This is a genomic window from Kribbella koreensis (assembly GCF_039525325.1).
Classification (GTDB): domain Bacteria; phylum Actinomycetota; class Actinomycetes; order Propionibacteriales; family Kribbellaceae; genus Kribbella; species Kribbella koreensis.
This window is the reverse complement of record NZ_BAAAHK010000009.1, coordinates 375,049-389,003: the sequence shown is the minus strand read 5'-3', so window position 1 is coordinate 389,003 and position 13,955 is coordinate 375,049. Positions and strand designations below refer to the sequence as shown.

Annotated in this window: 12 protein-coding genes; 9 read left to right on the top strand and 3 right to left on the bottom strand. The window is 65.3% G+C overall.

Going from position 1 to position 13,955, the window contains the following annotated elements:
* Window positions 1-159: 159 nt before the first annotated feature.
* The 7 genes from ABD116_RS21310 to ABD116_RS21280 all read left to right on the top strand — a co-directional run bounded on the left by ABD116_RS21310 (window position 160) and on the right by ABD116_RS21280 (window position 7,513).
* Window positions 160-501, top strand: coding sequence for a CHAP domain-containing protein (locus ABD116_RS21310; RefSeq protein WP_343972792.1), 342 nt, complete (start codon window positions 160-162; stop codon window positions 499-501).
* A gap of 10 nt (window positions 502-511) precedes the next feature.
* Entirely contained in the window at window positions 512-799 is a 288-nt protein-coding gene (locus ABD116_RS21305; protein WP_343972789.1) for a DUF6112 family protein, read from the top strand.
* Between the two features lie 5 nt (window positions 800-804).
* The gene (locus ABD116_RS21300; RefSeq protein WP_343972786.1) at window positions 805-2,160 is read left to right on the top strand and encodes a TrbL/VirB6 family protein; all 1,356 of its coding nucleotides are present in this window, start codon (window positions 805-807) and stop codon (window positions 2,158-2,160) included.
* Window positions 2,160-3,560, top strand: a complete 1,401-nt coding sequence (locus ABD116_RS21295) for an SCO6880 family protein (RefSeq protein WP_343972783.1) — start codon at window positions 2,160-2,162, stop codon at window positions 3,558-3,560. Before ABD116_RS21300 ends, ABD116_RS21295 begins: the two co-directional genes overlap by 1 nt.
* Window positions 3,560-4,825, top strand: coding sequence for an ATP-binding protein (locus ABD116_RS21290; protein ID WP_343972781.1), 1,266 nt, complete (start codon window positions 3,560-3,562; stop codon window positions 4,823-4,825). The genes ABD116_RS21295 and ABD116_RS21290 overlap by 1 nt, the downstream gene beginning before the upstream one ends.
* A 524-nt stretch (window positions 4,826-5,349) precedes the next feature.
* Complete coding sequence (locus ABD116_RS21285; protein WP_343972779.1) at window positions 5,350-6,582, top strand: type IV secretory system conjugative DNA transfer family protein; 1,233 nt, start codon at window positions 5,350-5,352, stop codon at window positions 6,580-6,582.
* A 433-nt stretch (window positions 6,583-7,015) separates the two neighbouring features.
* A complete protein-coding gene (locus tag ABD116_RS21280; protein ID WP_343972777.1) occupies window positions 7,016-7,513 on the top strand; it encodes a DUF5956 family protein in 498 nt (165 codons plus the stop codon).
* A gap of 4 nt (window positions 7,514-7,517) precedes the next feature.
* Here ABD116_RS21280 and ABD116_RS21275 read toward each other — a convergent pair whose 3' ends face one another.
* Window positions 7,518-8,231, bottom strand: coding sequence for a hypothetical protein (locus ABD116_RS21275; RefSeq protein ID WP_343972774.1), 714 nt, complete (start codon window positions 8,229-8,231; stop codon window positions 7,518-7,520).
* 352 nt (window positions 8,232-8,583) lie between these two features.
* Window positions 8,584-9,786, bottom strand: coding sequence for a helix-turn-helix domain-containing protein (locus ABD116_RS21270; RefSeq protein WP_343972771.1), 1,203 nt, complete (start codon window positions 9,784-9,786; stop codon window positions 8,584-8,586).
* Window positions 9,787-10,007: 221 nt separating this feature from the next.
* On the opposite strand from ABD116_RS21270, the gene ABD116_RS21265 reads away from it, so the two are divergent.
* The gene (locus ABD116_RS21265) at window positions 10,008-11,360 is read left to right on the top strand and encodes an NsdA family TPR-like regulatory protein (RefSeq protein ID WP_343972768.1); all 1,353 of its coding nucleotides are present in this window, start codon (window positions 10,008-10,010) and stop codon (window positions 11,358-11,360) included.
* A gap of 688 nt (window positions 11,361-12,048) precedes the next feature.
* Window positions 12,049-12,882 carry a class I SAM-dependent methyltransferase gene (locus tag ABD116_RS21260; RefSeq protein ID WP_343972765.1) on the top strand — a complete coding sequence of 278 codons (834 nt, stop codon included), beginning with the start codon at window positions 12,049-12,051 and terminating at the stop codon, window positions 12,880-12,882.
* A 612-nt stretch (window positions 12,883-13,494) separates the two neighbouring features.
* Here ABD116_RS21260 and ABD116_RS21255 read toward each other — a convergent pair.
* On the bottom strand, window positions 13,495-13,869 hold the full coding sequence (locus ABD116_RS21255; RefSeq protein WP_343972762.1) for a hypothetical protein: 375 nt from the start codon (window positions 13,867-13,869) through the stop codon (window positions 13,495-13,497).
* Between the last annotated feature and the right edge of the window lie 86 nt (window positions 13,870-13,955).

The following is a 13,955-nucleotide window of genomic DNA, read 5'->3' as shown; positions in this document are numbered from 1 at the left end:
GCTCCGCTCGCAATGGCGGCCGGAGGCTCGGACACCTGCATGGCCACACCTGCCGAAGCGGCACCAAACGACTGCAAGCCGCCTGACGAAACCACGGCGCCAAGCGGCGCCGGTGAGCTACCTGATGCGCCAGGCGCAGTCGCGCGTGCACTTCGACTGGTGGGGAGTCACGGCTACTACCAGTTGTGCGCTCGGCTTGCGGCGAACATCTGGGGTCGCCCCCGGGCTGGCTATTACTCGGCCGCCGAGCAGTGGCGGCAGATGGTTGCCCTGGGCAAAGCGCATCGCAATGACCTGCGGCCACCCGTTGGCGCGCTGGTGTTCTGGGCGACGGGTGGCCCGTACGGGCACGTCGCCGTGTACATCGGCGACGGCCGCATCGTCTCCAACGACATCAACGACCGATACCCCGGTGAGGGCGGCGTCTACGACGTCGCGTTCGGCCTGATCGAGACCCGCTGGGGTGCGACGTACCTCGGCTGGGCACCTCCCATCTACTGAAGGACCTGACGTGTACATCCATCCGCTCCAAGACCCGGGCGTGACCCCGAACAGCAACGGCCTCCCTGGTCTGTCTGCGATCCGGCAGATGGTCGGTGCTCTCCAAACGATGACGCTGGTGGTCTGCGTCGGCGTCGTTGTCGTCGGCGCAGCAGCGTGGGCGTTGGGGAGCCTCAACAGCAGTCCCCACTACGCCGGCAAGGGCAAGATCGCCTGCCTGATTGCTGCCGGTGCCGCGATCCTGATCGCCTCGTCGAACAAGATCGTCGCGTTCTTCAGCAACATCCCGATTGCCTGATCGCGATGGCCTGGTCCGACTGCCTTCTCAATCCAGTGTCCTGCGTCGTCGACAACACGGCCGGCGCTGCTGCCAGCTCAGTCTGGGATTCGTTCCTGCGCTGGGCCGCCGGCGGCCTGACCGACCTCACCAACTTCGTCTTCAAAGCATTCAGCTCCAGTACGTCACCACGATTCGACCAGCAGTGGTGGAAGGACAATCTGGGCCTGCTGGTCGCGATCTCTCTGCCGATCCTCGTTGGGCTGTTCATTCTGCAATGTGTTTCCGCTGCCATACGCCGCGAACCCGGCGGTCTCGGACGCGCCTTGGTTGGTGTGTTGATCGGCACCGCGGGAGTGCCATTCGCCGTTGCGGTCATCGCCTCGTGCGGGAAAGCAGTTGACGAGATCGCTCTGGCGATCCTAGGCAACCAGGCAACGGCAGACGGACTGAAGCGCATGGTCGACCTCAGCGTGGTGCTCTCTGCAGGGACCCTGGGCGGCTACGTTCTTGTGGCGGTCTTCCTCGGGCTGATCGCCACCATCTCCCTGTACGTCGTGATGTTGCTCAGGGATGTAGCGATCATCGCGTTCGTCGTGTTCTCGCCGCTGGCGCTGGGCAGCTGGACCTGGGACGCAACGAGGCACTGGCTTCGCCGCTATCTCGAGGTCGTCGGCGCCTTGGTCTTTTGCAAGGCCCCCATGGCAGTCGTTTTCGCTCTCGGTGTCTCAGCCCTCGGCAATGGTGGATCGACTGGCGGAGCCAGCATCGGCACGTTCCTAGCGGGCGTTCTGCTGCTCGGGATGGCTGCTCTGACGCCGCTGGCAACACTCAAGTTCGTGTACTGGATGGGGGATCACGCCCAGGCCGCCGTGCAGGCCCTCGAGCAAGGATTGGCTGGTGCCACGTCGGGAAGAGAGAAGGCCGCACAGGTGCAGCAATGGCGCGCGGAGCACTTCGGCAGCTCCGGCGGTGGCGTTATGGACCCGATCGTCGGAAGCGACTCCGATGAGGACTCCGACGGCTCAACCGTGGTTGGTTGGAGCGAGGACGACCTGGGAGGAGACGGCCCTCGCGGTACGACGTCGCAGGGGAGCGAGGGAGGAGACTCTGGGCGCCACGAGAACGGCGGTCGGATGTCCGGCACGCCGGCACAAGGGGAGCCGCTCGTCGCGCCCTCAGGACCTGAATCATCGGAGACGGCAGCCAGACCGACTGCCGCAGGTCGATCAGGATCTGGGAGCGGTGCCGATAGCGGCGGTGCGCCGGCGTTGGATCGCGGCGACCCGAGCGTCATCACAAACCCGATCGGCGATGTGTCCGGCAAGGCCTCGGAGCCTTCGGATGACCGGGCCGGATCCGACGACGGTGAGGGTCGTTGATGAGCACGCTTTCGACCCGGTTCCCACGACCGGAACGCACCACGGTGCTCCTCGGACTCCGGCCGATCCAGCTCGCTCTGATCGCCGCTTGCGTACTCATTACGACGCTCGCGATGGTCATGGACACGACGTCGACGATGAAGGCGGTCGGACTGCTGGTCTCGGCCCTGTTCGTGACGGTTGCGTTCACACGGGTGGAAGGCGTGGAGATGCACCGGTGGCTCGTACTGCGAGCTGCTCAGTTTTGGCGACCACGCTCGTACCGTGCGCAGATGATGCAGCCACGCAAGCACGGTCGGCTGGAGCTGCCTGGCGAGAAGCTGAATCTGTTGAGCTGGAACTCCTCGATCGGGATCGTCCACGACCTGAAGAGACGACGGCTGATCGCGGTGGCGAGGATCGAAGGGCCGGCACACCTGCTGCAGAACTCGGATGAGCAGGACCGGCGAGTCACGGCGTACGGGCGGATGATCGCGGGTCTTTGCCAGAACAACCGGATCGCTCGAGCACAGATTCTCGAACGCACGCTTCCCGATGCCGGGGATGAAGTCGGCGCCTGGGCGAGGATGAGGAACGTTGACCCATCGACACCAGCAGGCTCGGTCTACGTCGAGTTGCTCGACCGGGCGGCACCCGCGGCTGCGAGGCACGAGACGCTCTTCGCCTTCGCGATCAACCTCGACGCGGTATCGCGCGAGGTCAGGAAGCATGGCGGCGGCATCACTGGGGCTGTCGCTGTGCTCGAGTCCGAGGCCCGGGCGTTCCAAAGTTCCCTCGGTACTGCAGGGGTCACGGGTTCGTGGCTGTCGGCCGAGGATCTGAAAATGAGCCTGCGACTAGCGTTCGACCCGACGGCAGTTCGTGGGTTGAAGGTGCTTGAAGCCGCTGATGTTGGACCGCTGGCCATGGATGCCGACTGGGACCTCTTGCGGACGGATTCGTCGTTCCATCGGGTCTATGTCATCTCCGAGTGGCCGCGGGTGCGCACCACACCATCCTTCCTGAGTCCGCTCCTGCTGAGGCCAGGCATCCGACGCACCTTCACGCTGGTTCTCCAGCCGATTCCGATGGCCAAGGCCATGCGCGACGCCCGTCGGCACCAGGTCGAGCGGATCACAGACCGCAGTACCCGCGCTCGGATCGGGCGGTTGGAAACAGAGGAAGACCGGCAGTACGACGCGGATGTCGCACAGCGCGAACGGGACCTGGCCGCCGGCCACGGCGACGTCCGATGGCTGGGGCTCGTCGTTGTCTCGGCAGATGACGAGGAGAAGCTCGACGACGCCTGCATGGAGATCGAGATCGCCGCAACGCAGTCGCTGCTGGACCTTCGCCGCCTTGTGGGTCAACAGGCCGACGGCTTTCTGGCTGCGGCCCTTCCTTTCGGGATTGGACTCTGATGGCGCTTCTCGTCGACGCGCACCGGGCAACGACCCGGATCGCCCAAGTCGCCTACCCCTTCCTCGCGGAGGGTGGACTCGGGGCCGACGGCACCTATATCGGCTCGGACGTCTTCAGCGGCGGTTCGTTCGTCTACGACCCGTGGGTTCTGTATCAAGCCCGGGTGATCACCAACCCGAACATCCTTCTGGCCGGAGTGATCGGGAGCGGGAAGTCGTCCACCGCCAAAGCTCTGATCACAAGATCGATTGCCCTCGGTCACAAGGCCTACATCCCGTGCGACCCGAAGGGGGAGTGGACCCTGGTCACGGAGGCGATGGGTGGTAATGCGATCAAGCTCGGTCCTGGTCTTCCTACTCGGCTGAACCCGCTGGACGCCGGCCCCCGACCTCAATCGGTCGCGGCCGACGAGTGGGACAGAGTCGTCTGGACCCGACGTCGCGCTCTGCTGGGCACCTTGGCTGAGTCCACCCTGGGACGCCCCCTGGCGGCCATCGAACATACTGCGCTGGATCTCGCGCTCGAGACGGTCGCGGCCCAGGTCGCGGCCCCCACGATCCCAGACGTCGTGGTTGCGCTCTTCACGCCCGACACCAGGCGGGCTGAGCGCGCGGGCTTGACCGCCAGGAGCCTGACTGACGATGGGCGCGAGGTCGCCCACGCAATCAGACGTCTGGTCCACGGCGACCTGTCCGGCATGTTCGATGGACCGTCCACCACGGAGTTTGACCCGGCTACCCCGATGGTCTCTCTGGACTCGTCATGGATCGGCAGTGGCGGCAACGACCAGGCACTCCGGCTTACGCTCGCCTGCGCCTCCTCCTGGATGGAGGCCGCCGTAGCTGATCCAGCAGGCGGCAACCGCTACATCGTGTACGACGAGGGCTGGCGGGTGATGCGTGATCCCGCCTTGCTGCGCCGGATGCAGGAGCAGTGGAAGCTGTCCCGAGCCTGGGGTATCTCGAACGTCATCATCGTCCACCGCCTGTCGGATCTGGCGGCAGTTGGAGATCTCGGCTCTGAGGCGAGAGCGCTGGCCGAGGGGCTCCTGGCCGACTGCTCGACACGCATCATGCTTCGTCAGGAATCGGACCAGCTCGAACGGACCGCGAGTCTGCTGGGACTCACCGACGTCGAGATAGCGACGATCGCGAAGCTCCCGAAGGGACGGGCACTCTGGCGCCTGCCAAGCCGTTCGTTCGTCGTCCAGTTGGTACGGCATGTCCGCGAGGTCGAGTTGTTCGACACCGACGGGCGGATGTAGCGATGCGCTTTCCTAGGAGCTCCGCGCCGCTTGAACCGTCCGACCTTCTGATCGCGGGAGCAGCCATACTGCTGGGATGCGCCGGCATGTTCCATCTGGCCGGCGGTCTCGGCTGCCTGGTGACCACCGGCAGGTGGGTCAACGCGCCTTGGATAGACAGCCTCGGCGTGCTGTTCAATCCGGGTGATCCCGCCTCGGCCTTCGGGCTGCAGCGGGACGAGTTGCCGCCGGCGACGTATTGGACGATCTTGGGCCTTCTGATCGCGCTTCCGCTGGTCGGCGGCACAGTAGTCGGGCAGCTGATTCTGCGAAGACAAGCAGGTGCTGCGAGTCGAGGGCGCGCTCTTGCGGGTCGACCAGGGCTCGCCACGAAGTCCGATATCGAAGCGACGGTTGGGCGCCAGCAGGTCGTACGCCGGGGACATTCTGCGCGGCCACTCGCGCCAAGCAGTTCGCCTTCTGAGGTTGGGAACTTGCTCGGCCACTCGCGGAGGCGTGAGTGCTGGGCATCAGTCGAGGACTCGGTGATCGTCGTTGGCCCGCCTCGCGCGGGCAAAGGCCTTCATCAGATCATCGGCACGATCATCGATGCGCCTGGCGCCGCCGTGACGACCTCCACCCGGCCGGACAACCTGATCGCGACGCTCGGGCTCCGTCGGAAGACGGGACCGGTCGCCATCTTCGATCCGCAAGGGCTTTCGAAAGCAGAGGGCATTCGCTGGTCCCCGGTCCGCGGATGCGAGAACCCGACGACCGCGATGGTCAGAGCAAGCGGCCTTGCTGCCGGCGCCGGCTTCGCCAAGGGCGGTGTCAGCGACGGTGCCTTCTGGCACGGCCAGACCGAGATGGCTTTGCGAGGTCTTCTCCACGCCGCCGCGATCGACGACACCGGCATCTCCCAGCTGTACCGATGGGGACTCGAGCCGGCGTCCGCGATCGAAGCCGTCACCATCCTCAACCAGTCCTCGCTAGCCGCTGAAGGCTGGGGCGACACCCTCGACGGCATCGTCAGGATGGAGAGCCGCACTCGCGACGCGATCTGGGCGGGCGTCCGCTCAGCTCTCTCTGCCCTCGCCGATCCAGCCGTTCGCAAGGCTTTCGACCCGCCACCGGGGGAGGGTCTCGACCCGAAGACCTTCATCCAGGAGAAGGGAACCATCTACCTCCTCGGAACGGGCGCCGGCGCGAGTGCAACCTCGTCCTTCATCGCAGCTCTCCTGGAGGACATCACCGAATCAGCGCGTGAGATGGCCGCAGGGAATACGGGCGGCCGGCTTGAACCACCGTTGGCCATGGTGCTCGACGAGATAGCCAATCTCTGCGCAGTACCGTCCCTGCCCGGCCTCATGGCAGACGGCGGGGGCTCCGGCATCTCCACCCTGGTAGTCATTCAGTCCCTCGCTCAGGCCCGTGACCGCTGGGGGGAACAAGCAGCCGCAGCAATGTGGGACGCAGCGACTCTCCGCCTGATCCTCGGCGGCTCCGCCCAACCCCGCGACCTCCAAGACCTCGCCGCTGTCTGCGGCGAACGAGACGAAGAGCTCCGCAACTGGAGCCGCGGCCCAGACGGCGCCCGCACCATCTCCACGAGCACCCGCCGGCTCCCCATCCTCCCCGCGGACGTCATCCGCACCCTGCCCTTCGGCACCGGCGTACTCCTAGCCCGGACCGCCCCACCGATCCTCTTGAAGATGACTCCATGGCCCAACCGCCCAGACGCCGACCAGATCCGCAACAGCATCCTCGAAACCTCGTAACGGATGACCTCACCAAAGCCCTAGGCCTGATCCCCACAAACGACCCGTACGTCGTCTGCTGGCGCGACCTAGACACCGCAGACCTAGACGACGAACTCAACCGCCTAGCCACCTGGGTCAACTGGGCAACCGACCGCTACCGGCTAGACCACAAGGTCATCCCGCCCTGCTGGCCCAACCACGGCGCCCTGGTCGAAGAACTCTCAGCCCTCCGCACCTTCTGGGAAGCCTGCTACCTAGAAGACGCTTCCCCCTCAGACCCCCTGAGCTTCCACCGAGACCTGACCCTGGCGCTCCGTCGCCTCCGAGATTGGAGCTCCATGCTCGGTTGCTCCCGAACGGTACACAGATCGGAGTGATCCACGGGGGGTTACGCGTCCATCCCAGCTGCGGGAGTTCCAGGTCAGCAGTAGTACCCGTTAACGTGGTGCCCATGGCGACTTTTGACTGGGGGGTCAGCGATGAGCCAGCGGCGCCCACCGGTGAGCCTCTGCCTGTCGAGGCTGCTGACCTGCCCGAGGTGACCGAGCTGCAGAGCGAGGGGTGGGCCCTCGCGCCGGAGGAGCCGATGTGGGTCTTCCTCCCTGCGATCTGGCCCGGTACCCATCGAGCGTGGGTAGCGGATCGTTCAACGAGGTGGGTCGAGAATTCACGTGACGGCGTCGTGCTCGACCGAGCGCCGTGGCCCGCGGACCTGTACGAAGAGATCGAGTCTGACGTCAACGCACTGCTGGCCGAAGCGGGAGTTCCGCCTCGGCCAGCGGGCCGGCTCTGGCTGCTGAAGCCGCCGCCAGTGCTCACCTCGGTACAGGACGTCATCGACCAGGTGATCGAGCTAGCACTAGCGGCGGGTAGCGAGCTTGTGCCGAGTTGCAATCCCGAGTTCGTACGACATGCGCAGCGAACGGTTCAGGAGTTGTTCGGTAGGTGATTGCTCACGGCACCCAAGGAACTTGGTAGTACTTGCAGTTCGGTCCGCACTGGCGCCAACGGCCGGTGTGAATGGTGCCGGCCGCGAACAGTTCCGAGTGGCCGTCGGCCTTGAAGCTGCCATGTAGATCGTCGTGGTACGTCGTGTTGTTGGACAACCTGGTGTCCGTCTGCTCGTAGCCCGTCGAAGACGGCGCCCACGATCGCCAGCTAGTCGAGGTGACAGGAGAGAAGTCGAGCTGGACATTGTCGCAGAATCCGTCAGGTCCGCTGCGGTTGATCCGGCAGTCTGCCCAAAAGGCATTCGGGCGGATGGTCGGGCCACTGTCCCAGATCAGCAATCCCCGCCAGCGTGGGAACGGTCCGTTGAACGCTTGGCGAACGATGAAATCTACCCTGCCGATGACGGTGCCACCGACACCGTATACGCCATTGCCTTTCACCTCGGCGATGTAGTCGCTGATCTTTCTACCGCAGACCGTCCCATCCTCGCACCATGAGTCGTAGTCGTCGGCGAGGATATCGGCGCCGGCGGCGGCCTTGGTTGCTGGCGGCGGAGTCAGCTGGACGACACCGGATCCGAACTCTTTGATCTCGGTACGAGGCGCGCGGCCGGGTACCTCGACGCGGGCTGTGAGCGTTCCAGCCATACAGGTCCAAGCAGCCTTCGGCATCCGCTTGGCTTCAGCGACGCAGGCACGCTGTGCGCTGTCGTCCAAGTGGACGCCGGTAGCTGGCGGCGGGCTGGATGCTACGGCAGACGGCGCCTGTAATAACCCGCATGTCAACAAGAGTGCGACGATCACTGCAATGTTCTTACGCCTCACGATTCCCCCTGAACGGGTTGTGGGCGCCAGGCAACGACGGTCCGACGCCCGAGTCCAAGCAGTGGGGATCATCCGCTGGCATACAGGAGTCAGTGGCGGATGATCATTGATGATTCACGCAACCGTCGCGAAGGTCGTGATGTCACCAAACCGCTGTCTGCGGATCGTCGTCAACAATAAAGCTGTTGCACGTTCCTGCAATTTCGATCAGCCCGCCGAGAGCTGACAGAGCACCTCCGTTGCTTCAGGTGGTAAGGCCCATCCTTCTGGCGAGTTGTCGGACTGGAGGTGCTGAGCGCTTGCCTCGGTGGAGGAGGTCCATTACTAGTTGGCGGGCCATGGGGCGGTTGTGGACGTGGGCTGGGGCTAGGCGCTCGGCGGTTAGGAGGGCGTCTAGGGCGGCGTCGTCTTGGTGGACCATGGCTAGGCTGCGGGCTCGGCAGGTCCAGTAGTGGGTGCGGCGTTCGGTGGAGCTGATGGCGTCTACTGGGACTCGGTCTGAGAGGCCTAGGGCGTCGTTTGGTTGGCCTAGTTCTACTGCGGTCTCGAGCGCGTGCAAGGCTACGTTCGGTGCGTTGAACTGGGTTTGCCAGGTGTTGCCTGAGGCTGGGGCTACGCGGGCGGCTTCGGCTAGGTGGGTGCGGACGTCGGCTTCGGCCCACAGGCGGGAGCTGGTGACGGCGGCTCGCAGGTGCAGAGCACCCCAGAGGGCGGATAGTTCGGCATCCTTGCCGACGTGTTCTTCGAGGCGGTCGATGCCCTCAATTGCTGCCGAGCGGGCTGAGCGGAGAGCGTCGCCGCCGGCGTGGAGCCATACGCCGCATAGGTCCCAGGAAGCTGCGGCTAGGGGAGCGGGGGCGCCGAGGGTTTCGGCGGTGCGTGCCTCTAGTTCGACGGCTGTCCAGGCGAGGTCGTGGTGGCCCGTTAGGTCGGAAGTGACGCGGGCGATGTGGCAGACGCGGACGAACAGTGCGGCGAGTTCGTCGTGGGTTTGGCCTTCGGCGGCACCTAGAGCGGCTGCGACATCGTCGACCAGGGCGGGCATGATGCCGCCGAGGGCGGTGAAGTTGGCGGCCTGGCGGAGGTCTTCGGCTGCGGTGACCTCGGTACGAAGCTCTGCGAGTGTCCGCGGGGCGCGTGCCGGGTCGCGGTAGGTCGGCATGAGGGCTCGCTGGAGTGCGAGCCGAAGTGCTGGGATGCCGTTGTGGCCGGAGTCGAGGTCCGGGGTTCCATGGCGGTACGGCTGGCCGGTGAGTTCGACCATCTCGACGCCCAGTACGTCGGCAACGCGGTCGAGGACGCTGAAGCGGTCGAGCGGAATGGCGCCGCGCTCGGCCTGACTGACCCAGCTGACGGAGTACCCGAGAGCGTCGGCCAGTTGGCGCTGAGTCCAGCCCCTGCGCTTGCGCGCGCGGGCGACCCGCTCCCCGGCGGTCTTGCTCGTCATCGTCCCTGCCTCTCCGCATACGGACTGCTGCGTCCCATTGGAAAGTCTCTCACTGCCTCTGACCAAGCAGCGCGGACTCGCAAAAACTCTGCGAGTGCGGAGCCTGTCAAGAGGGCCAGACTTGATCACAGAGAGCAATCTTCCAAGCGAGGCTCCTGATGGGGTCAGGAAGTGGGGCTGATCAGGGTGCCGACACACCCAGACGGAGAAGGCGGCAGCTGATGGGAACGGGGCGTCTGCGCCACCCGCTCGCTGCGCTACGTGATCAGGCCGGGTTGCCCGCGCTGGCATATCTCCGCAAAGTCGACGAGCAGCACCGCCGGTTGGGCTACGGACCGATGGCGCTCCGGCGCGAGAAGGTGACTCGTTGGGAGTCAGGCAGCGTTGTGCCGGACGCGGCGGCGCAACACGCGATGGGGGAGCTGCACGGCGTACCTCACAAGGTGGTGAAGCAACTCGGTTGGCCGGCCTGGTTGCTACAAGCGTTTCCGGACGACCACGCGGTCCTCCACAGTCCATGGACTCCCGAAGGTACGGTGGCTTCAACCGCCGCTGCCGCGCAGGGAGGATCGATGGACCGTCGTGGTTTCTTGATCGCGACCGGTGCGACGCTGTCGTCGCTCGGTGCGGACTGGGCCGGCGCTCTCGCGGATCCGCCGGCGGCGGCCGCTACTGGCAGACGTCGAGTCACAGACGCGACCATCGCCCGTCTCGAGCGGCGGTTGGACGACTTACGTCGCTTGGATGACGTCCTCGGCGGCGGCGAGATACGCCCACTGGCGGTCGCCGAGTTCAACCTCCTCAGCCAGCTAGCCGACGCTGCTGTGTACGACGCTGAGACCGGGCGTCGGTTGTTCTCGGCCCTGGCCGAGGCCGCGCGAATCTGCGGCTGGCTCCACTTCGACGCCGGCCGACACGCAGCCGCGCAGTCGTACTACATCTCCGCCCTGCGCGCCTCGGCGTCGGCAGGGGATCGGGCGAGCGGTGCCAACGTGCTCGCGTTCATGGCGATCCAGACGTACTCGGTGGGCAACCCGCAAGATGCGGTCAATCTGGTCCGCACTGCCCAACGAGACGCACGGACGGCGACTCCGCTTGTACGGGCGATGCTGCACATGCGGGCCGGGCGGGCGCTGTCGAAGATCGGTGACCGGGTGGGAAGCGCCCGCGAGCTCGACGCTGCGAGGACCACCTACGCGGCTGGCAGCAGCGACGACGATCCGTCGTGGGCGTACTGGATGTCTGCGGCAGAGATCGAGATGACTGCAGCCTCGGCAGCCCTGGAACTGGAAGACCCGCGCCAGGCGTTGGCCAGCTTCGCGGCAGCCCGTGAGACCTCCTATGCTGCCGACGGCTATGCGCGGGACAACGCACTCTTCCTCGTCAGGTCGGCCGATGCCCACTTGAGGCTGGGTGACGTCGACGCCGCCTGTGCTGCAGCCTCACAGGCCCTGGCCCAAAGCGATGGAGTCGACTCCTCTCGGCCAGCTGGTGCGTTGGATGACTTCCGTAAGTCTCTGGCTTCCTATCGCACTACCCGGTCGGCCCAAGACTTTCTGGCTCGGAGCGGTTAGGCGTTAGTCACTTCGATCCATGAGCTGCACATGCCATCTTGGCTGTGCGGCTTGTTGTCGTGCCATTAATCCATGCCGAGGGCAATCGATTTCGACGCAACATCGACGCAACACTAAGAGGAGAAGGCAACAGCGAGGCAACAGTCGATCTCTGTTCGAGGATCATCGAGTTGCGCTTTGGTGGTTATGCAGATCCAATCGCCCAACCATCGGAGTGAATCCCATGACTGGCTACTGGCTCGTGACCGTGGCACCCATCGTGAATGACGGCCTGATCGCCCTTGCTGTGCTGGCGTACCTCGCAATCGCTCGCGATATCGCTCAGGACGTCCGGGGTCAGTGATGCAGACCTTGCTGACTCCAGAACCTCGCCACCTGGTTCAGGTCTTGTACGGGGAGTTCGCGATTGCCGAGTACGCCGCAGAGTCGGCACTAGCCGATCGGTATGCCGCTGCGATGAGGCGCCGATTCCCCACCCTGCAGGTCATCTGTACGCCAATCGAGATCGACGCCGATCCCGGGGATCTGTAGCCCACTGTCGGAGTCCTCGTCCGTGAGATCTCCCGTTCCCCTGCGGGTTTCGCGGCCGAGGACTCCTCTCAAACCGGCGGGCGAGTGTCCGACTGAGGGCCACTCGCCCGCCGTTCCACCTCCGAAGCTCAACAGCGCGAAATGAAAGGACCCGAACGTGCAAAGCACCAAGCCAGGGCCCCCCGAGATCGTGAGCGAGATCCGGGACCACTACACCGAGCGCCATGACGAGGCTGGTCGGCTGCAGACAACGCTCAAGGGTCGCCTCGAACTCCAGCGGCTGAAGGAGTTGCTCGATGAGCACCTCCCGTCGGCGCCGGCCCGGATCGCGGACGTCGGTGGCGGTCCGGGAAAGCACGCTGAGTGGCTTGCCGAACTTGGCCATGACGTCGTGCTTCTGGACCCGGTGGAGCGACATGTCGAGCAGGCGAAGGCCGCCGGTATCAACGCCGTCATCGGGGATGCGCGTCGGCTGCCATGGGACAACGAGAGCATGGACGTTGTTCTGATGGCCGGTCCGATGTACCACCTGACCAGGAACGAGGAACGACGCCTGGCAGTTCGCGAAGCCGTTCGGGTACTTCGTCCTGGCGGCGTGCTTGCGGTCATCGCGATCAACCGGAACGCAAACCTCATCGGCTCGACGCTGGCGAACACGCTGCAGACCCGACGTGAAGTCGTCGAGGACATCCTCAACGACGGCTACAGCTTCGAGAACGAGCGGATGGCAGAGACGACCTATCACACCGTCGCTCAGCTCCGGAGCGAGCTCGCGCCGTTCCTCGACCGGGTCAGGATCTCGGGACTGACCGGCCCCGGCGGCTGGCTGACCGTCGTCATCGACGCACACTTCAAGGACATGCCGCTACCGCCGTCCATCGGCGCCCCGGATCCCCTCGAGACCGCCCTTGCATGCTCGCGCCTGGCCGATGGGCAGCCTCACCTCGTCCACGCCAGTTCCCTGCTCCTCGCAATAGGCAAGCGTGCCTGATCGACCTTCCCCGCTGGAGAGGCGCCGCAGAGACCACCTGCGGCGCCTCGCAATGCGATATGTCAGGAACGACTGGCCGATCGCTCGGCTGGCCATTCCTCACGGCACCGGCTGCACCTGCGGTCTAGTCGGTTGCCTTGAGCCACATTTGGTGCCTGCGGGCGTGCCCACGATCCACACGCAAGACGAGGCTGCGGAAGCTTTCTCGGATGGCAGGTGGGAGATCGCATTAATCACTCAGCACTTCGACGTCCTGGAGCTACCCGCACGACTCGGAGCTCCGCTCCACGACCAGCTGAAGGGCGCCTGTCCCACGGCCATCGTCCCCGCGAGCCGAACTTGGCAGTTCTTCGTCACCCAAGGCTCAGTGCCTGCCGAACTCGCCGAGAACGCTGGAGGCCGGGTGATCTCGGGGCCCAACGGATGGGTACTGACGCCCAGCACGAAGATGGGGGCTACCAAGAGGATCCGGTGGCTGATCCATCCGAGCCTCACGAGATGGGAACCCTACCGACGGCGGGACGCGATCGACATGGTCTTCGAGACTGCGGATTGGTCGGCCTATGACGCGCCAACCAATCCGTCATCCGCGATCGTGGACGGTCTGCTCGACTAGGCCAGGTTGCGGACGCCGCTGAGCAACTCAAGCCGCTCCTGCTCCGCCTGACCCACCAGTCGCAAGACGTCCTCGGCGGACGGCAGCGGCGCCATCGGGAACCGCGACGCATCCTGCCAGCGCAGGCGCGTTCGCGCCCCCAGCAGGGCAGCGCTGGAGGCCCGACGCGACGGCGGCACGAGCACCGGTTCCCCAGGCTCCAGGTAAACCACGCCTGCCGGCAGAGAGATATCTCCCGTCGGCGGCAACGTCGCCAGCACCCAATCTCCGCTCGGCAGCTTCAGTTGCGGCGTCCACGGCCCAGGACGCTGCTGCTCGAAGAGTCGCAATCCTTCGGCCCCGCTGATACGAGGCGCTTGCCAGAAGGACACCCGCGAACCTGATGTTGCGAGGAGGTTGGGCGGAGTCGGTGCCTGCCAGGTAGAAGCGACTTCCTCAGGATTCGTTGTCCAGTCAG

Coding starts and splice junctions, on each gene's coding strand:
- ABD116_RS21300 (WP_343972786.1), top strand. CDS start 805: ATGGCCTGGTCCGACTGCCTTCTCAATCCAGTGTCCTGCGTCGTCGAC.
- ABD116_RS21295 (WP_343972783.1), top strand. CDS start 2,160: ATGAGCACGCTTTCGACCCGGTTCCCACGACCGGAACGCACCACGGTG.
- ABD116_RS21290 (WP_343972781.1), top strand. CDS start 3,560: ATGGCGCTTCTCGTCGACGCGCACCGGGCAACGACCCGGATCGCCCAA.
- ABD116_RS21280 (WP_343972777.1), top strand. CDS start 7,016: ATGGCGACTTTTGACTGGGGGGTCAGCGATGAGCCAGCGGCGCCCACC.
- ABD116_RS21270 (WP_343972771.1), bottom strand. CDS start 9,786: ATGACGAGCAAGACCGCCGGGGAGCGGGTCGCCCGCGCGCGCAAGCGC.
- ABD116_RS21265 (WP_343972768.1), top strand. CDS start 10,008: ATGGGAACGGGGCGTCTGCGCCACCCGCTCGCTGCGCTACGTGATCAG.